Origin of the sequence: Serratia sp. NPDC087055, assembly GCF_044900985.1 — a bacterium.
Classification (GTDB): domain Bacteria; phylum Pseudomonadota; class Gammaproteobacteria; order Enterobacterales; family Enterobacteriaceae; genus Serratia.
In genome coordinates, this window is the sequence record NZ_JBJDOG010000002.1 from 33,366 (window position 1) to 59,484 (window position 26,119).

A 26,119-nucleotide genomic window follows, 5' to 3' on the forward strand; every position below is an offset into this window, starting at 1 on the left:
ACCTGCTTTACATCGGCCCTATAAACGGGCTCCTTTCCGTTACAGTGCCGTTATGCTGGCGCTGTTCAGTTCTGGATCCAGCTTTGCGGAAGAATACGGGCAAATTGTCGTGGATGATCCCAGTGGCAACACCCAAATTATTCTGGCGCCTGGCGATAGGGTGAATCACATTGGCAGGGGGCCCGCCATTTTGGTCTCCCAGGTCGGTAATAGCTTCACTGGCGAGGATATCTCCATTCGTGCAGACGGCACGGACACTGGCGACACGCCAGCCGTGCTGACGCGGTACGGCGGTGTTGTGTTCTTGAGCAACAGTACCGTTGAGACCATTGGTACAGGTTCTAAAACCCATGCACTGTACGCGAGAGATACAGGTAGCAGCATTGCCGGTACCGGGGTGACGCTTTCTACAGAAGGGACAAGCTCGCATGGCGCGATGGCTCAGGCGGGCGGGAAAATCATACTGAATGGTGGGACTATCACTACGGCGGGTACCAACAGTGATGGTCTGCATGCGAAAGACGCAAAAGCCAGCATTACTGCAAAAAACGTGACCATCATGGCTGCGGGAAAAGGGGCATTTGCCGGGCCAGGGGCTTCTATTCGGCTAGATAATTCAACAATAACCGTTAAAGGTAGCGCTAACGCCGCTGTATATGCAGAGGGCACAAACGCGTTGATAACCTTAAAGGACACGGATGTGCTTTCTGTCAATGGGCCTGCAGTGATCGTGCGAAGTGGTGCCTTTGACATGAATGGCGGCACGCTAACCGCCAAAGGCGATGCGATCCGGCTGATGTCTCTTTATAACGGAACCTCGCCTGTGGTTTATCTTCGCAATGCCAAATTGGTTGCGGGAGGAGAGTTCAGTTATGGCCTCAATATCAATTCGCAAAATGCGCGCGTTGTCATGGAGAACGTGCAAATCAGAGCACCAGACCCTTATACCTCCGGTGCGTGGCTGCCCTCTGCGGGCACTAGCCTGACGGCAAGTCGCTTCGATATTCGCACCCTCTATGTCGGCATAGATAACCGTGCAGGAAAGGTCTTGTTGGATGAGGGTATCTTGGCGACAGAGGGCAACAGCGGTCATGCGCTTTATGTCGCGGCTGAAGCCAAGAATCAGGCAGCAACCACGGCCAAAAATGTAAAAATTGAGACGTCTGGCTCCGGTGCTGTGGGGGCCTTGGCGCGCTTTGCCGGATCGACAATCGGTCTTGAAGATGTGGTTATCAATACCTACGGTGACAATTCCCATGCTCTTTACGCCACCGGAAGCGGTGCGACTCTTACAGCACTTAATTCAGCAATAACCACGTCGGGTGCGTCTGCCGCTGGCTTGTTTATCAGCAACAGCCCAACGGTCAGTCTGAAGAATGTCCAATTAACGTCGACGGGGGCGAAATCACAGGGTATTTGGAGCTACGCGACTTCCGCTGACTTCAGCAATGAAGTCTCTGTTACAAACGGCTCGCGGATCGATACGCAGGATGGTGTCGGTTTGTTTGCTAACGGAGGCAACCATCGGTTTATCCTGGATAGCACCAACGTCACGGCAAGAACTGAAGGGGCCGAAGAACAGGGCATATTGCTGTATTCAAAATCGGCTAACATTACCTCCGGTGGGGTAGCGAAAGAGATTGAAACAGGCTCGATTCTGTTGGACGCGAAGAATAGCCAACTGACGGGCGATATTCTGATAGATAGCGGTTCCGCAAACCTTTTATTGGCCAAGGGTTCCCAGTTGGTAGGGGCCGTGAACCAACGTGAGAAAGGCTTGGTCAACCGTTTTGCGCTGGATAATGACAGCTATTGGTATGTGCGAAATAGCTCATTGCTGGGGGCGTTAGAAAATGACGGCACCGTTGCCTTCCTGGCCCCAACGGACAACAGCGGTTTTAAAACGGTGACAGTTAACCACTACCGGGGAAATGGGACCCTAGTGTTAAATACGCGGCTCGGTGATGATAATTCGCTGACAGATCGCCTGGTCATTGATGGCGGAACGGCTGAAGGTAAAACCGCGTTGCGCGTTATCAACGCTGGTGGCACCGGCGGGTATACCCAGCGTGGAATTCGCCTGGTAGAAACACTTAACGGCGGTACAACGGGTGTGGATGCCTTTAGACTTGATGCAGCCTCAACGGGCTATCGCGCGGGAACGGCCACTCTGGCCCTCAATGGTTACGATTACAGTCTGGTTCGCGGTGGGAATCAGGGTGTGCCGGATGACTGGTACCTGACCTCGACTTATACGCCGCCCGTTGAACCCCCGGTAATCCCCCCAACGGTGGAGCCACCGGTAGTCCCCCCTACGGTAGAGCCGCCTGTGACACCCCCAACGGTTGAACCTCCGGTCATACAGCCGCCGACAGTAGTGCCACCAGAGGAAATTGTGCCGCCCCCGGTGGCCCCAAGCGTGAGTAATGTTTCGCCGGAAAGCGGCGCTTACATCGGCAACCAACTCGCTGGAACCAGACTGTTTATTCATAACCTGCGCGATCGTCTGCCTATTTCCGCAGAAGGGAATAGTGTGCCAGACGAACGTGGGCTATGGCTTCGTACTCAGGGCCGACATGATAAAGGGATGAGTATGTCGGAGGGGCGGGTCGATATGAAATCAGACAGTACTCTCCTGCAACTGGGTGGGGACGTGCTTCAGATCTCGGTGCTGAACAAGGGTACGGCCCACGTGGGAATCATGAGTGGGTACGGTACAGCGCGAACGGATTCGGTTTCCACTCTTGTATTGCCAGGCAAAGGCACCCGTGCACAGGCGAAAGCAAAAGGGAAAATGTCGGGGTATGCGGTAGGGATGTATGCCACTGTTTTTGAAAACGAAGCAACGCGTCAAGGGGGGTATGCCGACGCCTGGTTGCAATATGGCCGCTATGCTAACCACATTGGCAGCGAGCTTGGGAGGGCCGATTATCATTCGAATGTGTGGTCTGCCTCGTTGGAAGCGGGTTATGCGATGACGTCATTCGCCGCCGGCTCGGCCTTGGAGGGGCTGGTGATGGAACCAAATGCCCAGTTTGTCTACAGTGATTACCGTGCCTCGGATGCGGTGCTGCAAGGTACGCGCATGAGGAGTCATGTGAATAATCCCTGGTTTGCACGTACCGGTTTACGCATTTACCCGCAGCGTGAAACGGGCATTCGGCCGTTTTTGGAAACCAACCTACTGCATTATGGCGAAAAGGCATCTGTGCAGATGGGAAGCTCCGTGTTGGATGCCTCATTGGCACGCAGCATGCTAGAGATGAAGCTTGGTGCCGCAGGGGACGTTGGACAGAAGCTTCAAGTTTCTGGGCATGTGTTTGGGCAAGCGGGTAACAACGGTCAGCAGGGATATGGCGGGATGCTGAACGCACGTTATCATTTTTAGCTAAGATGAGAATGATCGTGCCAGCCTGGCACGATCATTCTGCCGTTCCAGCAGATGTTGAGAAATTGTCAGCTTGTGGTACCTTCGATTGCAAATTGAGCAAACGCCCTCTAATTTGCATTTTTTCGCTATGTGGGGGGTTGCCAAGGCGCGATGACTAGTCCATAATGCAGTCCATTGATTGAGTGTCGCCAAAAAAGCCCATAAAAATCAATAAGATAGGGATAAATAATGCAATTTATCTCCTATTGTCTATTCAACAATGCTGCGTAAGCGGTGTGATGAATAAAAAGAGTATTAAGCAGTACCCATGCGACGCGGGAATAGCTCAGTTGGTAGAGCACGACCTTGCCAAGGTCGGGGTCGCGAGTTCGAGTCTCGTTTCCCGCTCCAAAAAATTCAAAGGCCATGTTTTGTTTGATGGCCGGATGCACAAAGCATCTCAATGCGGGAATAGCTCAGTTGGTAGAGCACGACCTTGCCAAGGTCGGGGTCGCGAGTTCGAGTCTCGTTTCCCGCTCCAATTTTCTCTTCGGTTTATCTCAGTTCAACGCCTTTGCTGGCGCGGTTCTTTGCCTCGTTATACATATCCTGTCGAAATGTTGTGAACAGACTTATCCACAGGTAGCGTACATAATACCCTCAGTTCAAAAAATCAACGCCACACAAATGAAATATTTATCTTATTGATTCGTAAGTATATTTATTTATCAGAAAACGTTATGTCGATCACTTGCTCTTTTTGTTGCAGTTGAAAGACAAAGCATTTTTATTTTTATACACAAATCCACAGAGTGACTCTCTGGTAAGCATGGAAGCTTTTAAGCATCCCTCGGTAATCCTTTTTCCACAGCACGTACCAATCGTTTTTTCTGCGTTGTTTGCACGTCTACACCTTGCGCCTCACGCCGTGCCAATTGTTGTTCAATCGCCCAATGGATATGTTCGTCTAGCATGGCGTCCTGTTCTAAGCGGGAACGTAATGCCATCACGACGGTATCCTGATAAGGGGCATTGCCCAGCGCGACGGCGATATTACGCAGCCAGCGCAAATGGCCGATTCGCCGAATGGCGGAACCTTCGGTGATGCGCAGGAATTTTTCTTCCGTCCAACCAAACAGATCGATAAGTTGTGGTGCATGCAGGGCCGCGCGTGGGCTGAAATCATCTTCGTCGGTGAGTTGCGAGAAGCGGTTCCAAGGGCAAATTAGCTGGCAATCGTCACAGCCGTAAATGCGGTTGCCCAATAATGGACGGAATTCTTCCGGAATAGCCCCTTCCAGTTCGATAGTCAGGTAGGAGATACAGCGCCGTGCATCGACGGTATAAGGGGCGACGATGGCCCCCGTTGGGCAAGTGGTGATGCAGGCAACGCAACGGCCACATTGCTCCTGCTGTGGTTCATCCACCGGTAACGGCAAGTCGATAAGCAGTTCACCGAGAAAAAACCAGGAGCCTGCCTCGCGATTCAAAATAAGTGAGTGTTTACCAACCCAGCCAATCCCGGCCTTGGAGGCCAGGGCGCGTTCCATTACCGGTGCGGAATCGACAAAGGGGCGGAAATTAAGTTCACCGCAATAGGCCTGGATCTGATCGCCGAGCTTTTTGAGCCGTTGGCGCAGGAGTTTGTGGTAGTCACGGCCCAGCGCATAGCGGCTGATGTAACCCAGGTTAGGATTTTGGAGTGTGCTGGCAAAGGCCGCTTTGGCTGGCAGGTAGTTCATGCGTACGCTGATCACCCGCAATGTCCCCGGCAGTAGCTCATGAGGGCGGGCGCGTAACATGCCATGCCGCGCCATCCATTCCATTTCACCGTGGTATTGCTTGTCCAGCCATGCCTGCAATTTGGGTTCTTCGGCGCTGAGATCGGTGTCGCAGATGCCTACCTGCTGGAATCCTAGCGATTGCCCCCATTGCTTGATATGTTGGGCGAGTTGATTGAGATCGAGGGGGTGAGTCATGACGGGCCACAGTGAAAAACAATACTCTGACAGTTTATCACACTCTGTCTGGTCTGCGGACTGGATCCGGCGCTCGGAAGCGAGTGCTGCTGCTTCGCTGGGTATCTCACTCTATCAACTCATGCAGCGCGCTGGTGAAGCGGCTTGCGCTCTGGCGTGCGACCAATACCCGGCTGCCCACCATTGGCTGGTGCTGTGTGGCCATGGTAATAACGGTGGTGACGGCTATGTTGTCGCTCGGCTGGCAGCGGCAACTGGCGTCAAGGTTAGCTTGATCGCCTGTGAGGGGACGCGTCCATTACCGCCGGAAGCCGATGCAGCCAGGCAAGCCTGGCTGGCCGCCGGCGGTGAAATCCATCCGGCTGACGCCCGTTGGCCAGCAGGCATTGATCTGATTATCGATGGTTTGCTCGGTACGGGGTTGAGCACTGCACCGCGGGCGCCGTACGACGCTCTGATTGAAGCCGCTAACCGCAGTCTTGCGCCGGTTATCGCACTCGATATTCCTTCTGGCCTGTTGGCCGAAAGCGGTGCTGCGCCCGGTGCGGTCATCCGCGCGATGCACACGATGGCTTTTATTGCCCTCAAACCTGGCTTGTTGACAGGCCAGGCACGTGATTGGGTCGGGCAACTTCACCAGAGTACGCTAGGATTATCTGGTTGGTTGGCGAAGCAACCGGCACAGATTCAGCGGCTTACTGACAAATCGTTGCCTCAGTGGTTAAAACCACGCCGCCCCTGCACGCATAAAGGTGAACAGGGGCGTCTGTTGGTGGTAGGAGGCGATCAGGGTTTTGGTGGCGCAATACGTATGGCGTCAGAGGCGGCGTTACGCAGCGGCGCGGGATTGGTGCGAGTGCTTACTCACATAGAGCATGTCGGCCCCTTGTTGACCGCCAGGCCGGAGCTGATGGTACAGCCGTTGAAGGACGATACGCTGCAGCAGGCGCTCGATTGGGCAGACGTACTGGTCGTGGGGCCAGGGTTGGGTCAGGGAGAATGGGCTAGGAATGCGCTGAAAGTATTGCAAGCCAGTGATAAACCGGCGTTATGGGACGCGGATGCGTTGAACTTGCTGGCATTAAATCCCGAGAAGCGTCAGAATCGTGTAATGACCCCGCATCCTGGGGAGGCAGCACGTCTACTGGGGTGCCGTACCGCTGATATTGAGAGTGACCGCTTACTTGCAGTGCGCAATCTGGTTGCACGCTATGGCGGCGTTGCTGTGCTCAAAGGCGCGGGCACGCTGATCGCAGACGACCAGGGCCAGATGGCAATCGCTGACGTCGGCAATGCTGGCATGGCCTCCGGTGGCATGGGGGATGTACTGTCAGGCATAATCGGCGGTTTGGTGGGGCAAAAGCTCTCGCTGTATGATGCTGCCTGTGCCGGGTGTGTGGTGCATGGCGCAGCCGCCGATCGCGTGGCGGCAAGACAAGGAATAAGGGGAATGCTGGCAAGCGATTTGCTGCCGGAAATTCCTTATTACGTTAATCCTGAGTTGGCATAATAGAAACTATCGAATGAAAGAACTCGTTTTACCTCTGTCGGATGAGGCATCGACTGTCGCATTGGGTGCCGCCTTGGCTAAGGCGTGCGATCGCGCCAGCGTAATTTATCTTTACGGTGACCTGGGCGCCGGTAAAACCACCTTCAGCCGTGGTTTCTTGCAGGCATTAGGCCATCAGGGCAATGTTAAAAGCCCAACCTACACGCTGGTGGAGCCCTATGCGCTGCAGCCATTAGCGGTATACCATTTTGATCTGTATCGCTTAGCCGATCCGGAAGAACTCGAATTTATGGGTATTCGCGATTATTTTGCGCAGGATGCCATTTGCCTGGTGGAATGGCCACAGCAGGGCACGGGCGTATTGCCAGAGCCAGATCTGGAGCTGCATCTCAGCTATCAGGATCAAGGCCGAGAGGCAAAAATTCAGGCGGTTTCCGCCTACGGCAGCCAGCTTTTAGACCGTATTCACGGGCCACAGGAATGACGCCGCAATGACGTATGCGTTGAGAAAACTATTCGTAATCGCTCTGATCGCCGTATTGGGGCCTTTGGGTGCGGCAAGTGCGCTGGCTGCATCATCACTATCAGATATTAAAGTCACCAATGCCCAGCGAGAAGCTACGGTCTCCGTGAGTTTCACTGGCCCGCCAGACTATGCCTTTTTCCCGCTACACGGCCCGGATCGCGTGGTTTTGGATGTGAATCAGAAAGGTAAGGTGGGTGGCCTGCCGCTGAATTTTAGCGGCCAGAATCTGGTGAAAAGCATTCGTTCCAGTACGCCGAAAGATGCCCAGAGCGTGCGTTTGGTGTTTGATTTAACGCAGCGCTCGAAGACCCGGGTCGCTACTCGTCAAAATGGCAGTGTCTATACCGTGGTGTTCACTATTGCTGCAGAGGGCAGTGCTAATACCAACACCGCGCGTAAAGCCCCTGCACCAGCGCCGCTGGTTGTGAGCCAGCCGGCGCGCAAAGCACCGGTGGTTGTGGAGGAGTCTGAGCCGGAACCGGTGCGTAAAGCGCCAAGCGGTTCGAATCCTTTCACCAATAAACCTACCGTTGTTGCAGGGACCGCATCAGAGGTTACACCGCGCAGTAGCCGAGTGTCCGCAGGTTCTGGCGATCGCGTGGTGGTGGCGATTGACGCAGGTCATGGCGGGCAGGATCCGGGCGCGATCGGCCCGAACGGACTGAAAGAGAAAAATGTCACTATCGCCATCGCACGTCGCCTTCAGGCGCTGCTGGATGCCGATCCTCAGTTCAAACCGGTGTTAACGCGTAATGGCGACTACTTCATCTCTGTGATGGGGCGTTCGGATGTGGCCCGTAAGCAGGGCGCGAACGTGTTGGTGTCCATTCACGCTGACGCTGCGCCAAATCGCAGTGCCAATGGGGCTTCGGTTTGGGTGTTGTCCAACCGCCGTGCCAACAGTGAGATGGCGGGCTGGCTGGAACAGCATGAGAAACAATCTGAATTACTGGGTGGTGCGGGTGATTTGCTGGCCAACAGCCAAGCGGATCCTTATTTGAGCCAAGCGGTACTGGATCTGCAATTCGGTCACTCGCAACGTGTGGGTTACGATGTCGCAGTTAAAGTCTTGCAGCAGCTACAGAGTGTGGGTGCATTGCATAAGCGTCGTCCAGAGCACGCCAGCCTTGGCGTACTGCGTTCGCCGGACATTCCATCATTGCTGGTGGAAACAGGATTTATCAGTAATAGCACGGAGGAGCGGCTGCTCGGCAGTAGCGCATATCAGGATAAAATTGCCAAGGCGATCCACAATGGCCTGCGCAGTTATTTCCTGGCGCACCCGCTACAAGCCGACCCAAAGGTGGAAAACCGACCGCTGGACGTCGCAGCGGCGGTTAAATCCTCAACACCAGACGTCATCAGTCAGCCTGCACCGGTCGTTAGTTCGGCCGGTGGTAGCCGTATTAACGGCAAAACACAGATTCACGTGGTGAAACGTGCAGAGACGCTCTCCGGTATCGCAGACAGTTATGGCACCACCATGGCGGCGTTGCGTGATCTGAACAAGCTGAAGAAGGATGGCGTGTGGGTTGGCCAGCGTCTTAAAGTGCCAGCGGGTAACACCGCCGTCACGACCAGCACCATCGCTAAGGTTAAACCTGGCGTGAAGAAAGCGTCAAAACATAAAGTGACCCGCGGCGATACGCTGACATCCATTGCGACTCGCTATGGCGTCAGCGTCAGTGACTTGAAACGTGTAAATAAACTGAAGTCGGACGTCGCGCCGCTGGACCGGACGTTGACCATTCCGCAGGCCTAGCGCCAATATTACAGGAGTCAGCATGCCCATCCAGGTGTTACCGCCCCAACTTGCTAACCAGATTGCCGCCGGTGAAGTGGTTGAACGGCCTGCATCAGTGGTCAAAGAACTGGTGGAAAACAGTCTGGATGCTGGGGCGACGCGTATCGATATCGATATCGAACGCGGGGGCGCCAAGCTGATTCGTATCCGCGATAACGGCTGTGGCATCGGCAAGAACGATCTGGCGTTGGCTTTGGCCCGTCATGCCACCAGTAAAATCAGCACGCTCGATGATTTAGAAGCCATTGTTAGCCTCGGTTTTCGTGGTGAAGCGCTGGCCAGTATCAGCTCGGTTTCGCGTTTGACACTCACCTCACGTACCGCAGAACAACACGAAGCCTGGCAGGCCTACGCTGAGGGCCGCGATCAGGCGGTGACGGTCAAGCCAGCGGCTCACCCGATAGGTAGCACGCTGGAAGTCCTGGACTTGTTCTACAACACGCCCGCGCGGCGTAAATTCATGCGCACCGAGAAAACGGAGTTCGGCCATATTGATGAAGTGGTGCGGCGCATTGCGCTGGCGCGTTTCGATGTGGCGATCAACCTCAGCCACAACGGCAAACTTATCCGCCAATACCGCGCAGCGAAAGACGAGAGCCAGCATGAGCGTCGATTAGGCAGCATCTGTGGCCCGGCTTTTTTGCAGCATGCGCTGAATATCTCATGGCAGCATGGCGACTTGACCATTCGTGGTTGGGTGGCCGACCCCGCGGGCGCTCGGCAACTGGGCGAAATGCAGTATTGCTACGTCAATAGCCGAATGATGCGCGATCGTCTGATCAACCATGCCATCCGCCAGGCCTACCAGGATCAATTGAAAGACGATCAGCAGCCTGCTTACGTGCTGTATCTCGAGGTAGACCCCCATCAGGTTGATGTGAATGTTCATCCGGCCAAGCATGAGGTGCGGTTCCATCAGGCGCGGCTGGTACATGATTTTATTTATCAGGCGGTAACCACCGTGTTGCAGCAGGTCGGCAATGCGCAGCTACCGCTGGCTGATGAGCAGGAGCAGGAACCTGCGCCAGCTTGGCAGCCTGAAAACCGCGTCGCTGCCGGGGGGAACCATTTCTCGCAACCGGCGCCGTACCGCGAGCCGCAACCTGCCGTCGCGCGTGAACGTGCTCCGCAACCTGCCTATCATGCAGGCAGTGGTTATCAAAAACGCGAAGGCGAGCTGTACGGCAAGCTGCTACAGGTGGCTACCGCGGCTGAACCTCAGCAAGAAACGCAGAAGCAACCGCTGTTTCCGCCGGCTAAAATTGCGCAGGAAACGCCGCTGGCCGGTAGCCAACATAGTTTTGGGCGTGTGTTGATGATCCACCCCCCCTGCTATGCGTTGATTGAAAATCGTCAGCAACTGATGTTGCTTAATTTGTCGGTGGCTGAACGTTGGTTGCGCCAGGCGCAGCTTAACCCGTCAGAAGAGGGGTTACGGCCGCAACCGCTGTTGATTCCTATCAAGCTGACGCTGAGCAAAAACGAGGTGGCCGCTTGCGTGCATCATCAGCCGTTGTTCGTCAAAATGGGGTTGGACCTGCAGTCTGAGCATGGGCGTGTGACGCTGCGCGCAGTACCTTTACCATTACGCCAACAAAATTTACAAAAACTGATACCCGAACTGTTAGGCTACTTGGCCGAGCATCAGGAGATGTCGCCCGCGGTGTTGGCCACGTGGTTTGCTCGCCACTTAGGCAGTGAGCATGAACAATGGAACACCTCGCAAGCGATACAATTACTGACCGACGTTGAACGACTTTGCCCGCAGCTGGTCAAATCACCACCGAGCGGACTTTTACAACCTGTTGATTTACAGGCTGCACTGGCAGCCCTTAGGCATGATTGAAACTGAAATGACACCACGTCCCCCGGCTATTTTTATTATGGGGCCGACCGCCTCGGGCAAAACCGCGTTGGCGATCGCGCTGCGCGAACGCCTGCCTGTGGAATTGATCAGCGTGGATTCCGCCCTGATTTATCGCGGCATGGATATCGGCACTGCCAAACCGAGCGCTGAGGAATTGGCGCAGGCGCCACATCGGTTGATTGATATTCGCGATCCCGTTGAAGCCTATTCTGCAGCGGATTTTCGCGCTGATGCGTTGAAAGAGATGGCTGAAATTACCGCTGCCGGGCGTATCCCGCTGCTGGTGGGTGGCACCATGCTTTATTTCAAAGCACTGTTGGAAGGATTATCGCCGTTACCCTCAGCGGATCCTGCGGTGCGTGAACGCATCGAACAGCAGGCAGCAGAGTTGGGGTGGGACGCTTTACACCGTCAGTTACAAGAGATTGACCCCGTTGCGGCATTGAGAATTCATCCGAATGATCCGCAGAGACTGTCCAGAGCACTGGAAGTTTTTTTTATTTCGGGTAAAACTTTAACGGAACTGACTAAAATTTCGGGTGAATCGTTGCCGTATCATGTTCACCAATTTGCGATAGCACCGACCAGCCGTGAGTTGATCCATCAACGCATTGAGCTGCGGTACCATCAAATGTTGGCGGCGGGTTTTGAGACGGAAGCGCGTGCACTTTTTGCACGGGGTGATTTGCATACGGATTTGCCTTCCATTCGCTGTGTCGGTTATCGCCAGATGTGGTCATATTTATCTGGCGAGATTAGTTACGATGAGATGGTTTATCGTGGTATTTGCGCAACGCGTCAGTTGGCCAAGCGCCAAATGACCTGGTTACGAGGCTGGAACTCGGTACATTGGCTGGACAGCGAGAAGCCGGGAGAGGCTTTGGACTCGGTAATACAGGTTGTTAGTGCATAGGTTGAGTGATTGTGTACAATTGATGAGTATTCAGCGCGCAAATTTTTTAGGTCGTTTATTTTAGAGCCGACAGGTTCTTAGTTAAAAACAACAAGCAAATAAGGAAAAGATAGAATGGCTAAGGGGCAATCTTTGCAAGATCCGTTCCTGAACGCATTGCGTCGTGAACGTGTTCCGGTTTCTATTTATTTGGTGAATGGTATTAAGCTGCAAGGCCAGATTGAGTCTTTTGACCAGTTTGTCATCCTGTTGAAAAACACGGTGAGCCAGATGGTTTATAAGCACGCTATCTCTACCGTTGTCCCGTCACGTCCGGTTTCGCACCATAGCAATACTCCGAGCGGCGGCACCAGTAACTATCACCATGGTAACAACCCGTCTGCGCCGCAACAGCCGCAGCAGGAAAGCGATGACGCTGAATAAAGCGCGTTGCGAGTCAACCATGACGGGGAGCATAAGCAGCCATGGGCTGTTTATGTCCCCCAAACTCACGGGTTCCCGTTTGAGAGGTTGCACGCTTGTTTGACCGTTATGAAGCCGGTGAGCAGGCCGTCCTGGTTCATATCTATTTCTCGCAAGACAAAGATACAGAAGATCTCAGTGAATTCGAGTCCCTGGTGTCCTCTGCCGGTGTCGAAGCTTTGCAAGTGGTGACTGGTAGCCGCAAAGCCCCGCATCCCAAGTACTTTGTCGGTGAAGGAAAGGCCGAAGAAATTGCAGATGCGGTAAAAGCCAGTGGCGCATCTGTTGTCCTGTTTGATCACTCCCTTTCCGCAGCGCAAGAGAGAAATCTTGAACGCCTGTGCGAATGCCGGGTGATCGATCGCACCGGGTTGATTCTAGACATCTTTGCCCAGCGTGCCCGTACCCATGAAGGTAAGCTGCAGGTAGAGCTGGCGCAGTTGCGTCACATTGCTACGCGTTTGGTTCGTGGCTGGACGCACCTTGAGCGTCAAAAAGGGGGGATTGGCCTGCGCGGGCCAGGGGAAACCCAGTTAGAGACCGACCGTCGTCTGTTACGCGATCGCATTAGCTTGATTTTACGCCGCCTGGAGCGCGTAGCTAAGCAGCGTGAACAGGGCCGACGTGCGCGTACCCGTGCTGATGTGCCAACCGTTTCGTTGGTGGGATATACCAACGCCGGCAAATCAACCCTGTTTAACCGAATAACGTCTGCTGATGTGTATGCGGCAGACCAACTATTTGCCACCCTGGATCCGACTCTGCGGCGTATTGACGTCGCCGATGTGGGCGATACCGTGTTGGCGGATACCGTAGGGTTTATCCGACACCTGCCGCATGATTTGGTGGCCGCCTTTAAGGCAACGCTGCAAGAAACGCGTCAGGCATCTTTGCTGTTACATGTCATAGACGCCGCGGATACCCGCGTCGATGAAAACATTGAAGCGGTAAATACCGTGTTGGCTGAGATTGACTCGGATGAGATCCCTACACTGCTCGTGATGAACAAAATAGATATGCTGGATGATTTTGTCCCGCGTATCGACCGCAACGATGAAAACTTACCGATCCGGGTGTGGCTGTCCGCCGCCAGCGGTGAAGGTATCCCGTTGCTGTATCAGGCGTTGACGGAGCGCTTATCGGGGGAAATTGCGCATTATGAGCTGCGCTTACCGCCAGAGGCAGGCCGTCTTCGTAGCCGTTTTTACCAGCTTCAGGCAATTGAAAAAGAGTGGAACGAAGAAGACGGCAGTATTGGCGTGGTGGTGCGTATGCCTATCGTCGAATGGCGTCGCCTCTGCAAACAGGAACAGGAACTGATTAACTTTATAGTATGATCATATCCTGTTACATTTGAGCACTCGGTCCGCAGGCGTTATCGGCTCAGCCAGTTTTGGGTGGCCAGCGCGCAGGAACCAGAGCGTACACCAAGTACGTGAGGATTCTGAGCACTGCCCAAGCGAAAACGGGCAAGTAAGATAGCCTGCTGTAACTAAGCGTAAGCCTGAAGTACCCAATCACAGAATATGGAGCTAAAACATGGCGTGGAATCAGCCCGGTAATAACGGACAGGACCGCGACCCGTGGGGGAGCAGCAATAACAATGGCGGCAACTCTGGCGGTAATAACAAAGGCGGTCGTGATCAAGGGCCACCTGATTTGGACGATATCTTCCGCAAGCTGAGCAAGAAATTGAGCGGTTTGGGCGGAGGCAAAGGCTCCAACAGCAATAACAACGGCGGTACCGGCACTTCTGGTCCGGGCTTTAGTGGTCGTATTATCGGCATTGCTGCAGTTGCAGTCGTGGTGATTTGGGCCGCTAGCGGCTTCTACACCATCAAAGAAGCCGAGCGTGGTGTTGTCACCCGTTTTGGCAAGTTCAGCCACCTGGTACAGCCGGGTCTGAACTGGAAGCCAACCTTTATCGATGAAGTGCGTCCGGTCAACGTGGAGTCAGTGCGTGAACTGGCAGCCTCAGGTGTGATGCTGACTTCTGATGAGAACGTGGTACGTGTAGAAATGAACGTACAGTATCGCGTGACCAACCCGGAAGCGTATCTGTTTAGCGTGACAAATGCTGACGACAGCCTGAGCCAGGCGACTGACAGCGCCCTGCGTGGTGTTATCGGCAAGTACACCATGGACAAAATCCTGACCGAAGGCCGTACTATCGTACGTAGCGATACGCAACGCGTACTGGAAGAGACTATTCGTCCGTACAACATGGGTATCACACTGCTGGACGTTAACTTCCAGGCTGCTCGTCCGCCGGAAGAGGTGAAAGCCGCATTTGATGATGCGATTGCCGCACGTGAAAACGAGCAGCAGTACATCCGTGAAGCAGAAGCTTACGCCAACGAAGTTCAGCCACGTGCGAACGGCCAGGCGCAGCGTTTGCTGGAAGATGCCAAAGCGTATAAAGACCGTACCGTCCTGGAAGCTCAGGGTGAGGTTGCACGCTTTGCCAAGCTGTTACCGGAATATAAGTCCGCACCGCAGATTACCCGCGAGCGTTTGTATATCGAAACCATGGAAAAAGTCCTGAGCCATACCCGTAAAGTATTGGTGAATGACAAAGGCAACAATCTGATGGTGCTGCCGCTGGATCAAATGCTGCGCGGTCAAACTGGCGCGGCGGCTGACGGCAATAAAGACACCAGCCTGATTCGTCTCAACCCCGCTCCGTCTGTCAACAGTGGCGCCAGCTCTAGCAGCCAGCGTACAAGCAGCGGCTCGGTCATGGACCAGCGCCGGGCGAATGCGCAGCGTGACGACACCACTCGCGTAGGGAGAGAGTAATCAATGCGTAAGTCTTTTATAGTTATCGTCCTCGCGGTGCTGGTGGCGTTATACGCCTCTCTGTTCGTGGTTCAGGAAGGCCAGCGTGGCATTGTGTTGCGTTTCGGCAAGGTATTGCGTGACAGCGACAACAAACCGCTGGTGTATGCACCGGGTTTGCACTTCAAGATTCCGTTTATTGAATCAGTGAAAACGCTGGATGCACGTATCCAGACTATGGACAACCAGGCAGACCGCTTTGTGACCAGCGAGAAGAAAGACCTGATTGTCGATTCTTATCTGAAATGGCGCATCAGTGATTTCAGCCGTTACTACCTGGCAACCGGCGGTGGTGATGTTTCACAAGCCGAAGTTCTGCTGAAACGTAAGTTCAGTGACCGTCTGCGTTCCGAGATTGGTCGTCTGGATGTGAAAGACATCGTGACCGACTCGCGCGGTAAGCTGATGTCCGACGTCCGTGATGCATTGAATACCGGTACCGTAGGTGATGACCAAGAAGTTGCGACTACTGAAGCCGATGATGCTATCGCTTCTGCAGCGGCGCGTGTTGAAAAGGAAACGACTGGCAACTTGCCGAAGGTTAACCCGAACAGCATGGCGGCACTGGGTATCGAAGTTATCGACGTACGTATTAAGCAGATTAACCTGCCGGCAGAAGTGTCTGACGCAATCTATCAGCGTATGCGTGCAGAGCGTGAAGCTGTCGCGCGTCGTCACCGTTCACAGGGTCAGGAAGAAGCTGAGAAGTTGCGTGCAACTGCAGACTACGAAGTAACTCGTACTTTGGCAGAAGCCGAACGTACAGCCCGTATCACTCGTGGTGACGGCGATGCCGAAGCGGCCAAACTGTTTGCTAACGCATTCAGCCAGGACCCGGACTTCTACGCCTTTATCCGTAGCCTGCGTGCGTATGAAACCAGCTTCAGCAGCAATAACCAGGACGTGATGGTACTGAGCCCGGACAGCGACTTCTTCCGCTACATGAAGTCGCCTGATTCCACGCGTAAGTAACCGCGACAGGTTAATGATCGAGGGCCCGTTTAAACGCGGGCCCTTTCTTTTTGGGAGTGTCTGATGAATTCAACGATCTGGCTGGCGTTAGGGCTGGTTTTGGTGCTGGAAGGCCTGGGGCCGATGCTGTTTCCGCAAGCCTGGCGTAAAATGATACTGGCAATGACCCAGTTACCTGACTCTACGTTACGGCGATTTGGCGGCGGAATAGTGGTTGCGGGCTGTGTGATCTACTACATGTTGCGTAGTCGCACGGGGGTTTAAAGTTTAGCCTAAAAAATACGCAACTCAGCGCTAAAAGTGCTGAAACTCACGAATTACGGTGGTAGAATCCATTTTTAAGCAACCGGTGATTTTTAAAATGGGTAAGAACGTCGTCGTACTGGGCACTCAATGGGGTGACGAAGGTAAGGGCAAGGTCGTAGACCTGCTGACCGAACGGGCTCAATATGTAGTGCGCTATCAAGGTGGTCACAACGCTGGCCATACTCTGGTCATTAACGGTGAAAAAACCGTCCTTCATTTAATTCCTTCAGGCATTCTGCGTGAAAACGTGACCAGCATCATCGGCAACGGTGTTGTTCTGGCGCCAGACGCTTTGATGAAAGAAATGGGTGAACTCGAAGCGCGTGGCATCCCGGTACGTGAACGTCTGTTACTGTCTGAAGCTTGTCCACTGATCTTGCCTTACCACGTTGCGCTGGATAACGCGCGTGAGAAAGCGCGTGGTGCGAAAGCTATCGGTACCACCGGTCGTGGCATTGGTCCGGCTTACGAAGATAAAGTGGCTCGCCGCGGTCTGCGCGTTAGCGACTTGTTCAACAAAGAAACCTTCGCTGTTAAGCTGAAGGAAATTGTTGATTATCATAACTTCCAGTTGGTCAACTATTACAAAGTTGAAGCCGTTGATTATCAGGCAACGCTGGACTATGTGCTGTCTATCGCTGATATTCTGACTGCAATGGTTGTTGACGTTTCTGAACTGCTGGACGGCGCGCGCAAGCGTGGCGATCTGATCATGTTCGAAGGCGCACAAGGCACCTTGTTGGATATCGACCACGGTACCTATCCGTACGTGACCTCCTCTAACACCACTGCTGGCGGTGTTGCTACCGGTTCTGGTATTGGTCCGCGTTACGTAGATTACGTGCTGGGTATCGTTAAAGCCTACTCCACTCGCGTGGGTGCAGGTCCATTCCCAACTGAACTGTTCGATGAAACCGGCGAATACCTGTGCAAACAAGGTAACGAGTTCGGCGCCACCACTGGCCGTCGTCGTCGTACTGGCTGGTTGGACGCCGTAGCTGTTCGTCGCTCAGTGCAGATCAACTCCCTGTCCGGCTTCTGTCTGACCAAGTTGGACGTGTTGGATGGCCTGAAAGAAGTGAAAATCTGTGTGGGCTATCGCATGCCAGATGGCCGCGAAATGACCACCACTCCGCTGGCGGCTGAAGGTTGGGAAGGTATCGAACCCATCTACGAAAGCATGCCGGGCTGGAGCGACACCACCTTTGGTGTGAAGGAATACAGCAAACTGCCACAGGCGGCGCTGGACTACATCAAGCGTATTGAAGAGCTGACCGGCGTACCCGTAGACATTATCTCTACTGGCCCTGACCGTAGCGAAACCATGATTCTGCGCGACCCGTTCGACGCATAATCTGGCAATAAGATAAACCGGGCATGTCCCGGTTTATTTTTATCATTATTCTCCTCAGTTGCGGTTTCACATCAAAAAATCCCTTCATAACCTGCCCCAGAGCCTGACATGCGCTAAATAATTAGCGGCGAACTCTCCGGCTGGTTTATTATCCAATAAGTAATCTTTTGAATAATGCCGAAAATCGGCGTATCAGACGGGTAAAATGACACCCAGAGGTAGATGTGCAGTTAACAAGTTTTACTGATTATGGCCTGCGGGCGTTGATCTACATGGCCTCGCTGCCACCGGACAAAATGACCAGTATCTCGGAAGTCACCGAGGTCTACGGCGTGTCCAGAAACCATATGGTAAAGATCATCAATCAGTTAAGCAGGGTTGGGTTTGTGACCGCGGTGCGCGGTAAGAACGGTGGCATCCGTTTGGGCAAACCGGCCGAAACCATTCGCCTTGGCGACGTGGTAAGGGCGCTAGAACCGCTCTCGCTGGTTAACTGCAACAGTGACTTTTGCCACATAACCCCTGCCTGCCGCCTGAAGCAGGTGCTGCAACAGGGCGTACAGAATTTCCTTGAAGAGCTGGACAGCCACACGCTTGCCGATATGGTTGAAGACAATCCATCGCTCTACAAGCTATTGCTTGTCGAATAAAGCGTTGCTGAGAAGACAAGGCTCAGCGACACCCTGCTGATGACAACGGAGGAACCGCAATGTCACAAGATCCATTCCTGGAACGAGAAGCAGAAAAATATGAATCCCCAATCCCGAGCCGTGAATTCATTCTGGCCCATCTGGCGAAAAGAGAAACGCCGGCCAGCCGCGAAGAGCTGGCCAAAGAACTGAATTTAACCGGGGAAGAGCCTTTAGAGGCATTACGCCGTCGTCTGCGTGCAATGGAACGTGACGGCCAATTGATATTTACCCGCCGCCAGTGCTATGCGCTGCCGGAACGCCTGGATCTGCTGCGGGGTACCGTTATTGGCCACCGTGATGGCTTCGGTTTCTTGCGCATTGAAGGCAGCAAAGACGACCTGTATCTGTCCGCCGAGCAGATGAAAATGGCGATCCACGGTGATGTGGTGCTGGCGCAGGCAATGGCCGCAGATCGCAAGGGTCGCCGCGAAGCCCGTATTGTGCGGGTATTGGTACCGAAAACCAGCCAAATCGTTGGCCGTTTCTTTATGGATGCCGGAACTGGCTTTGTCGTACCAGACGACAGTCGCCTGAGCTTTGATATCCTGATCCCAGCCGATGCGGTGAGTGGTGCACGCATGGGCTTTATGGTGGTGGTTGAACTGACCCAACGCCCGACCCGTCGTACTAAAGCGGTTGGCAAGATCGTTGAGATCCTCGGCGATAAAATGGGCACCAGCATGGCGGTGGATATCGCGCTGCGTACCCACGAAATCCCGCATGTTTGGCCACCACAGGTGGAAAAACAGGTTGCCGATCTTAGCGAGCAGGTGCCTGAAGCGGCCAAAAAAGGCCGTGTTGACCTGCGTCATCTGCCGCTGGTAACGATTGACGGTGAAGATGCGCGCGATTTTGATGATGCGGTCTACTGTGAGAAAAAACGTGGCGGGGGTTGGCGCCTGTGGGTCGCCATTGCCGACGTCAGCTATTATGTTCGTCCGCGTACAGCGCTGGATGACGAAGCACGTAACCGTGCAACGTCGGTATACTTCCCGTCGCAGGTTATCCCTATGCTGCCGGAAGTGCTGTCCAACGGCCTGTGTTCGCTTAACCCGCAGGTAGATCGCCTGTGTATGGTGTGTGAGATGACCATCTCCGCCCAGGGGCGTCTGTCGACATCCAAGTTCTATGAAGCGGTGATGAGCTCGCATGCTCGCCTGACATACAACAAAGTCTGGCACATTCTGCAGGGCGATCAGGAGCTGCGTGAGCATTATCATCCGTTGGTCAAACACCTGCAGGAACTGCATGCGATGTACAAGGTGTTGGATCAAGCGCGTGCCGAACGCGGGGGCATTGCTTTCGAAACGGAAGAGGCCAAGTTTATCTTCAACGCCGAGCGTCGTATCGAGCGCGTTGAGCCAACGGTACGTAACGATGCTCATAAACTGATCGAAGAGTGTATGATCATGGCGAACGTTGCCGCTGCGCGCTTTGTTGAGAAGCACAACGAGCCGGCGCTGTTCCGTGTGCACGACCGTCCAAGCGACGATCACATTACGGCACTGCGAAGCGTCTTGAGTGAGTTGGGTCTGACACTGGGTGGCGGCAACAAGCCGCAACCGAAAGACTACGCGACCTTGATGGATGAAGTGTCCGAACGTCCTGACCATGAAATGCTGCAAACCATGTTGTTGCGCTCCATGAAGCAGGCGATCTACGATCCTGAAAACCGCGGCCACTTTGGTTTGGCGTTGGCTTCTTATGGTCACTTCACTTCGCCGATCCGTCGTTACCCCGATCTGGCACTGCACCGTGCGATTAAATATGTGCTGGCTAAAGAGCATGGTCAGCCGAAAGAGCGCTGGACCCCGACAGGCGGCTGGCACAGTGAGTTCGAAGAGATGCTGCAACTGGGCGAGCACTGTTCGATGGCTGAACGTCGCGCCGATGAAGCGACACGTAATGTCGCTGACTGGTTAAAATGCGACTTTATGCAGGATCACGTCGGGGAAGTGTTCAGCGGTATTATTGCCAGCGTGACGGGCTTTGGGTTCTTCGTCCGTTTGAACGATCTGTTTATCGATGGCCTGGTGCATGTGTCATCGCTGGATAATGATTACTATCGCTACGATAATATCGGCCAGCGACTGATTGGCGAATCCTCAGGTGTGGTTTATCGCTTGGGCGATACCGTGGAGATCCGCGTGGAAGCAGTGCATATGGATGAGCGCAAAATTGACTTTGCGTTGGTCTCCAGCACCCGTAAACCACGCGGTGAAGGCAAAACTGAACGCGATCGTGCCAAGGGCGGCCAACGCACCCTACGTGGCGGCGCAGGCGCAGGCCGTACGCAAGCACCGCGTAAACGTCGTGGTGGCAAGACACCGGCTAACTTCGAACCTGACAGCGCTTTCCGTAAAGATGACGCCAAGCCTGCCGACAAGGTGAAGAAAGACAAAAAGGCGAAAGCCAAGAAAGTGTCCGATAAAACCCGGAAAATAGCGGCGGCGACTAAGGCCAAACGCGCCGGCAAGAAGAAAGGTGCTGAGCAGGCTTAACCTGCCACACGTTATTATCACCGGCAGGCAAACGCCAGCCGCACAGTTAAAAGAGCATCATGAGCGAAATTATTTACGGTATCCATGCCGTCAAAGCCCTGTTAGATAACGATCCGCAACGCTTCCTGGAAGTGTTTATCCTCAAAGGGCGAGATGACCGCCGCTTGCAGCCGCTGATTGCTGAGCTGGAAGCGACCGGTATTGTTATCCAGGTGGCGAACCGCCAGTGGCTGGACGATAAAGTTGAAGGCGCAGTGCATCAGGGGATTATTGCCCGGGTGCGTGAAGGGCGTCAGTATCAGGAAAATGATTTGCCGGCGCTGCTGGAAAGCGTGGATACGCCATTCCTGTTGGTATTGGACGGCGTGACCGACCCACATAACCTCGGTGCCTGTCTGCGCAGTGCTGACGCTGCCGGTGTACATGCGGTGATCGTCCCTCGCGATCGTTCCGCTCAATTGAACGCAACCGCCAAGAAAGTGGCCTGCGGCGCGGCGGAAAATGTCCCGTTGATCCGTGTCACCAACCTGGCACGTACGCTGCGTTTGTTGCAGGAGATGAACGTCTGGGTGGTTGGTACTGCTGGTGAAGCCGATCACACGCTGTTCCAGAGCAAAATGACGGGCCCGATGGCGCTGGTAATGGGGGCAGAAGGCGAAGGTATGCGCCGTCTGACCCGTGAACACTGTGATGAGTTGATCAGTATCCCGATGGCAGGAACGGTTTCTTCCTTGAACGTGTCTGTTGCTACCGGCATCTGTTTGTTCGAAGCAGTACGTCAGCGCAGTTGATTTACCCATAAGGGCGCAATGTAGGCATTGCGCCCTTATTACCTTCTCATTTCCCACCCTGTGATCTCACCTGCGGCAGAAATCGCCCTGACGACCATAATTACTCCTGACGCTTTTATCAGGGAGCAAGCTCATGGTCTGGAATACACACACCGTTTTTAATCAGCCGAAGCCACTGGGTAACAGTAATCTCTTCCTGTCCGACACGCCGCTGCTTGAGGCAATACAGCGTGAGCAAGCCGGTTGGGATGCCGACGTGCTGGCTTCGTTAGGCCAACAGTTGGGTACTCAGGAGTCGCTGGAACTGGGGCGGTTGGCCAACGTCAACCCGCCCGAACTGCTGCGCTATGACACCACCGGCCAGCGGCTGGATGATGTCCGTTTTCATCCTGCCTGGCATATCCTGATGCAAGGCTTGATCGCTAACCGCGTGCACAATCTGCCGTGGGAAGAGGATGCGCGCATGGGGTCATTTGTGGCACGTGCCGCGCGTTTTGTGTTACACGCCCAGGTTGAAGCCGGCACGTTGTGCCCGGTGACCATGACTTTTGGTGCAATTCCATTACTGCAACGTTCATTACCCGCGGAGTTCCAGACTTGGCTGACGCCGCTGCTGTCTGATCGATATGACGCCCATTTGTTGCCTGGCGGACAAAAACGCGGATTACTGATTGGTATGGGGATGACCGAAAAACAAGGTGGGTCCGATGTATTAAGCAATACCACAACGGCCACGCCGCTGGCTGCACGTGGCCCGGGTGAAGCTTACCGGCTCGTGGGGCACAAATGGTTTTTCTCGGTGCCACAGAGTGATGCGCACCTGGTGCTGGCACAGGCGGAAGGCGGGCTGTCTTGCTTCTTTCTGCCGCGGATCCTGCCTGACGGTACGCGCAACGCAATACGGCTGGAACGTCTCAAAGACAAACTCGGCAACCGCTCCAATGCTAGCAGTGAAGTTGAATTCCAGGATGCCATCGCCTGGCTGGTGGGTGAGGAGGGCGATGGCGTACGGCATATCCTGAAAATGGGCGGGCTGACCCGTTTTGACTGTGCATTGGGCAGCCACGGTTTGATGCGGCGTGGCTTATCGGTAGCGCTATATCATGTTTTGCAGCGACAGGCGTTTGGCAAGCCACTGATCGAACAGCCGATGATGCGCCAGGTGTTAGCGCGGATGGCGTTGCGGTTAGAGGGACAGACAGCGGCCTTGATGCGACTGGCGCGTGCCTACGACAGCGTGGGTACCGGTGCGCCTTTGGAGCAGGCGCTGTGCCGTGTGATGACCCCAGCAGCGAAATTTGAAGTTTGCCGACAAGGCATCCCTTTTGTTGGTGAAGCCATGGAGGCGTTAGGAGGAATCGGTTACTGCGAAGAGAGTGAGTTGCCGCGACTGTACCGTGAAATGCCGGTAAACAGCATCTGGGAAGGGTCAGGCAATATCATGTGCCTGGACGTGATGCGGGCATGGGGAAAACTGCCGGCGGTGCAGGAGGCTTTGGAACGCGAGCTTGGCGAAGTGAAGGGACAAAACCGCCATTATGATCATCAGTGGCGGCGGGTGCTCCAGCTGATGCGTAAACCGCATGAAGAGCAAGGACGCGCGGTTACTGGGACATTATTCAATTTGTTCGCTGCGGCACAGCTTCTGCGACACAGTTCCCCCCCGTTGGCAGAGGCCTGGTGTCAAATGATGCTCGATGCCCGTGGTGAAAGGGCGTTACCAGACCGGCTGTGCGAAACGCTGTTTACCCGAGCGATGGGAGGCTAGGGAAAACAGTGGCGCCAGAACGAGAAAAGCTTTTTAATTCAGCACTTGGCCCGTAAGGGATACTGACCTCTGATCAGGAAGCATGACATGGATATTCTTAGCGCGTTGGCGGCATTCGCCTCTTATTTCTTCAGTGGCTTTGCCATGGTTCTGGTGTTCTTGTTTGTTTATACCCGCATTACACCACACGACGAATGGGCGTTGATTAAGGCCGACAATCAGTCTGCTGCTTTCGGCTTCATTGGTGCTTGCCTGGGTTATGTGATCCCGCTGGCCAGTGCGGCGATCAACTCTGTCAGTCTGTTGGACTACTTGCTATGGGGTGTCGTGGCTTTAGTGGTGCAACTGCTGCTGTTTGCGGCGGTGAAAATTTACATGCCGCGGATCAGTGACAAGATTGAATCTAATCACGTGGCCGCCGGGATTTTCCTGGGGGGCGTTTCGATCAGCGGCGGCGTACTGAATGCGGCTTGCATGACCTATTAAAGATAGAGTATTGCCGAGGCGCGCCAGCCAGGTTGGTGCGCCTGTTCTTCCATCTTCAGGATTCGATAATAGCTGGCCCCGTGTTCATCGGCCTTACGGGCTATCAGTTGTTCTACATCCTGAGGTGAGCCGGACAGGTTATTTAGGGTGATTTCAGCAATTTCGCTAAGAGGCGTCACGCGGTCTGCGGGGGCCAGTTCAGCGGACTGGGCGCTGGCGCTGAGTAACTCCATGGAAAGCAGGAGGGCGGTGAGTGCGGCGGAGCGTGTCATGGCGTTCCCCTTCGTAGGGTCCTGTATCCACGCCGCAGGGTGCGGCGCGCTGTTTGCCAGTGTGCAATATCCAACTTCAGTCTGTGCAAAGCCAATGTAAATCTTATTAAAACTCTAAAGGTTACCGATACAGGATCGCCTGTGAGTACCATTGGCCGGGAACCACGGTTTCACTGTTCATAATGATCATGTAATAACGAGCCCCACTGGCGTTGGCTTTCTGCTGTATTGCCGCTTCCACATCCATCGGGCTGCCGCGGACCAGGGCGCTGGTGGTACCCATTTTCACCAGAGTGCCGGTTTGTGCCCGGGTGATCTCCTGTGCTTGACCGGTCGGTGATGGCGGTGCTTTTGGGGTTGTGGTCATGATGCCGCAGGCGCTAAGCAGCGTGATCAGTGTTAGGGGGAGCAACAGGCGGGAAAGCTTCATGAGCACCTCGGGAAAGTCGACGGCATGATTTCAGTGTAACCCATTATAAATTGGAACAGATTGAGCTAATGCTTTTTAGCGCAAGTTTGCCATTATGAAGGCAACAAATATGCAGAGGGAAAACGGATGATTGAAATCTATGACGAGCGGGCAGGGAATATTGCCGTGATCCACGCGGTACCTGCGGGGCAGTACCATCAGCCGCTGCCGACGATATTTTTCTACCATGGTTATACCTCGTCTAAAGAAGTGTATGCCTATTTTGGCTATGCGTTAGCCAAGGCAGGATTTCGCGTGGTGTTGCCGGATGCCGATTTTCACGGCGAGCGCTTTGACGGAGATGAACAGAAGCGGTTATCCCGTTTTTGGGAGATCCTGCGCAGCAATATCGATGAGTTGCCGGCGCTGAAAGCGCATTTTGAACAGCGCGGACTGATTGCTGAAGGACGTATCGGCGTTGCCGGTGCGTCTATGGGCGGGATGACGACACTGGGGAGCTTCGCCCGTTACCCATGGGTGAAAGCGGCTGCCAGCCTGATGGGGGCCGGGTATTACACGTCCCTGGCGCAGACACTGTTCCCCCCTTTGGATGAACAGGGCAGCCCTTTGACAGCAAACGGCTTTGAGGCTCGTATTGCTGTGCTCGCGGATTATGGTCTGGAACACCAGTTGGAGAAAATTGCCGATCGCCCTCTGTTGTTGTGGCACGGCGAGGCAGATGATTTAGTGCCGGTGGCAGAAAGCTTGCGGTTGGCGACCGAACTTCGTCAGAGCGGTTGGGATCAACAACTAACGTTGCTTACGGAACCTGACGTCAAGCACCGCATTACACCACAGGCGCTTAGCGTAACGGCCGATTTCTTCAGGCGCACGTTATAAAAAAAGCCCCCTGAATCAGGGGGCTGACGATGACATTCACATTTTTATTTGCCGCTTTTGGGCGCGGCTGACTTCCTGGTGCTGCATTTTCTCTTAGCGATACAGCTCGGCACTCACATGCATGGTGCTGTTGTTTTCAGGTTCATGCAGAGCGATGATCCGATAGGCCGTCGCGCCGCGCTGCTCGGCTATTTTGTTCACTTGGCTACTGGCATCGTCAGGGGAAACAACGTCCTGGTTTAGGGTCACGAACCCAACGCTTTGGCGTTGATCGGCCTGATGTGACGTGATTTCAGTGGCGGCCATGGCATGGGCAGAAAACAGTAAAGCAATGGCAGTGGCGATGGTAACGTGTTTCATAAGTGCCTCTCTTAACTGTTTGCTTCAACGGCCTGACAG

The 26,119-nt window shown here is 54.3% G+C and carries 22 protein-coding genes and 2 tRNA genes; 20 read left to right on the forward strand and 4 right to left on the reverse strand.

The window, feature by feature from the left end; all coding sequences use genetic code 11:
- Window positions 1-52 precede the first annotated feature (52 nt).
- The 3 genes from ACI2J2_RS13885 to ACI2J2_RS13895 all read left to right on the forward strand — a co-directional run bounded on the left by ACI2J2_RS13885 (window position 53) and on the right by ACI2J2_RS13895 (window position 3,911).
- Window positions 53-3,388 carry an autotransporter outer membrane beta-barrel domain-containing protein gene (locus ACI2J2_RS13885; protein ID WP_404760428.1) on the forward strand — a complete coding sequence of 1,112 codons (3,336 nt, stop codon included), beginning with the start codon at window positions 53-55 and terminating at the stop codon, window positions 3,386-3,388.
- 317 nt (window positions 3,389-3,705) lie between these two features.
- Window positions 3,706-3,781 (forward strand) — tRNA-Gly (locus tag ACI2J2_RS13890).
- Between the two features lie 54 nt (window positions 3,782-3,835).
- Window positions 3,836-3,911 (forward strand) — tRNA-Gly (locus ACI2J2_RS13895).
- Window positions 3,912-4,209: 298 nt separating this feature from the next.
- On the opposite strand, the gene queG is transcribed toward ACI2J2_RS13895, so the two are convergent.
- Entirely contained in the window at window positions 4,210-5,349 is a 1,140-nt protein-coding gene (gene queG, locus ACI2J2_RS13900; protein WP_209634279.1) for a tRNA epoxyqueuosine(34) reductase QueG, read from the reverse strand.
- Here queG and nnr point away from each other — a divergent pair.
- From nnr to ACI2J2_RS13980, 16 genes are all read left to right on the forward strand, one after another.
- Entirely contained in the window at window positions 5,348-6,859 is a 1,512-nt protein-coding gene (gene nnr, locus ACI2J2_RS13905) for a bifunctional ADP-dependent NAD(P)H-hydrate dehydratase/NAD(P)H-hydrate epimerase (RefSeq protein WP_404760302.1), read from the forward strand. The two genes, queG and nnr, sit on opposite strands and share 2 nt — an antisense overlap.
- Before the next feature lie 13 nt (window positions 6,860-6,872).
- The gene (tsaE, locus tag ACI2J2_RS13910) at window positions 6,873-7,343 is read left to right on the forward strand and encodes a tRNA (adenosine(37)-N6)-threonylcarbamoyltransferase complex ATPase subunit type 1 TsaE (protein ID WP_037426487.1); all 471 of its coding nucleotides are present in this window, start codon (window positions 6,873-6,875) and stop codon (window positions 7,341-7,343) included.
- A 7-nt stretch (window positions 7,344-7,350) separates the two neighbouring features.
- Complete coding sequence (amiB, locus tag ACI2J2_RS13915) at window positions 7,351-9,147, forward strand: N-acetylmuramoyl-L-alanine amidase AmiB (RefSeq protein ID WP_404760303.1); 1,797 nt, start codon at window positions 7,351-7,353, stop codon at window positions 9,145-9,147.
- Between the two features lie 22 nt (window positions 9,148-9,169).
- Window positions 9,170-11,035 (forward strand): DNA mismatch repair endonuclease MutL, encoded by a 1,866-nt coding sequence (gene mutL / locus ACI2J2_RS13920; RefSeq protein WP_209634282.1) that lies wholly within the window; start codon window positions 9,170-9,172, stop codon window positions 11,033-11,035.
- The gene (miaA, locus tag ACI2J2_RS13925) at window positions 11,028-11,969 is read left to right on the forward strand and encodes a tRNA (adenosine(37)-N6)-dimethylallyltransferase MiaA (RefSeq protein WP_265556249.1); all 942 of its coding nucleotides are present in this window, start codon (window positions 11,028-11,030) and stop codon (window positions 11,967-11,969) included. Before mutL ends, miaA begins: the two co-directional genes overlap by 8 nt.
- Before the next feature lie 114 nt (window positions 11,970-12,083).
- Window positions 12,084-12,392, forward strand: a complete 309-nt coding sequence (hfq, locus tag ACI2J2_RS13930) for an RNA chaperone Hfq (RefSeq protein ID WP_012004894.1) — start codon at window positions 12,084-12,086, stop codon at window positions 12,390-12,392.
- 95 nt (window positions 12,393-12,487) lie between these two features.
- Window positions 12,488-13,768 (forward strand): ribosome rescue GTPase HflX, encoded by a 1,281-nt coding sequence (gene hflX, locus ACI2J2_RS13935; RefSeq protein WP_037426478.1) that lies wholly within the window; start codon window positions 12,488-12,490, stop codon window positions 13,766-13,768.
- Window positions 13,769-13,970: 202 nt separating this feature from the next.
- Window positions 13,971-15,230, forward strand: a complete 1,260-nt coding sequence (gene hflK, locus ACI2J2_RS13940; protein ID WP_209634284.1) for an FtsH protease activity modulator HflK — start codon at window positions 13,971-13,973, stop codon at window positions 15,228-15,230.
- Between the two features lie 3 nt (window positions 15,231-15,233).
- Window positions 15,234-16,241 (forward strand): protease modulator HflC, encoded by a 1,008-nt coding sequence (gene hflC, locus ACI2J2_RS13945; protein ID WP_037426474.1) that lies wholly within the window; start codon window positions 15,234-15,236, stop codon window positions 16,239-16,241.
- Between the two features lie 63 nt (window positions 16,242-16,304).
- Window positions 16,305-16,505 (forward strand): DUF2065 domain-containing protein, encoded by a 201-nt coding sequence (locus tag ACI2J2_RS13950; protein WP_020824909.1) that lies wholly within the window; start codon window positions 16,305-16,307, stop codon window positions 16,503-16,505.
- A gap of 97 nt (window positions 16,506-16,602) precedes the next feature.
- Window positions 16,603-17,901, forward strand: coding sequence for an adenylosuccinate synthase (locus tag ACI2J2_RS13955; RefSeq protein ID WP_209634285.1), 1,299 nt, complete (start codon window positions 16,603-16,605; stop codon window positions 17,899-17,901).
- A 224-nt stretch (window positions 17,902-18,125) separates the two neighbouring features.
- Complete coding sequence (nsrR, locus tag ACI2J2_RS13960; RefSeq protein WP_061807511.1) at window positions 18,126-18,551, forward strand: nitric oxide-sensing transcriptional repressor NsrR; 426 nt, start codon at window positions 18,126-18,128, stop codon at window positions 18,549-18,551.
- A 59-nt stretch (window positions 18,552-18,610) separates the two neighbouring features.
- The gene (rnr, locus tag ACI2J2_RS13965) at window positions 18,611-21,094 is read left to right on the forward strand and encodes a ribonuclease R (RefSeq protein WP_209634286.1); all 2,484 of its coding nucleotides are present in this window, start codon (window positions 18,611-18,613) and stop codon (window positions 21,092-21,094) included.
- Window positions 21,095-21,153: 59 nt separating this feature from the next.
- Window positions 21,154-21,885: a 23S rRNA (guanosine(2251)-2'-O)-methyltransferase RlmB gene (gene rlmB / locus ACI2J2_RS13970; protein ID WP_037422563.1), complete on the forward strand. Its 732-nt coding sequence runs from the start codon at window positions 21,154-21,156 to the stop codon at window positions 21,883-21,885.
- A gap of 133 nt (window positions 21,886-22,018) precedes the next feature.
- Window positions 22,019-23,653, forward strand: coding sequence for an isovaleryl-CoA dehydrogenase (locus ACI2J2_RS13975; protein WP_404760304.1), 1,635 nt, complete (start codon window positions 22,019-22,021; stop codon window positions 23,651-23,653).
- 87 nt (window positions 23,654-23,740) lie between these two features.
- The gene (locus ACI2J2_RS13980; RefSeq protein ID WP_209634290.1) at window positions 23,741-24,139 is read left to right on the forward strand and encodes a DUF350 domain-containing protein; all 399 of its coding nucleotides are present in this window, start codon (window positions 23,741-23,743) and stop codon (window positions 24,137-24,139) included.
- On the opposite strand, the gene ACI2J2_RS13985 is transcribed toward ACI2J2_RS13980, so the two are convergent.
- Window positions 24,136-24,411, reverse strand: a complete 276-nt coding sequence (locus ACI2J2_RS13985; RefSeq protein WP_404760305.1) for a DUF1471 domain-containing protein — start codon at window positions 24,409-24,411, stop codon at window positions 24,136-24,138. The two genes, ACI2J2_RS13980 and ACI2J2_RS13985, sit on opposite strands and share 4 nt — an antisense overlap.
- Before the next feature lie 121 nt (window positions 24,412-24,532).
- The gene (gene bsmA / locus ACI2J2_RS13990) at window positions 24,533-24,841 is read right to left on the reverse strand and encodes a biofilm peroxide resistance protein BsmA (protein ID WP_209634294.1); all 309 of its coding nucleotides are present in this window, start codon (window positions 24,839-24,841) and stop codon (window positions 24,533-24,535) included.
- A 126-nt stretch (window positions 24,842-24,967) separates the two neighbouring features.
- On the opposite strand from bsmA, the gene yjfP reads away from it, so the two are divergent.
- On the forward strand, window positions 24,968-25,720 hold the full coding sequence (yjfP, locus tag ACI2J2_RS13995; RefSeq protein ID WP_404760306.1) for an esterase: 753 nt from the start codon (window positions 24,968-24,970) through the stop codon (window positions 25,718-25,720).
- Window positions 25,721-25,813: 93 nt separating this feature from the next.
- Here yjfP and ACI2J2_RS14000 read toward each other — a convergent pair whose 3' ends face one another.
- The gene (locus ACI2J2_RS14000; protein WP_209634298.1) at window positions 25,814-26,080 is read right to left on the reverse strand and encodes a DUF1471 domain-containing protein; all 267 of its coding nucleotides are present in this window, start codon (window positions 26,078-26,080) and stop codon (window positions 25,814-25,816) included.
- Between the last annotated feature and the right edge of the window lie 39 nt (window positions 26,081-26,119).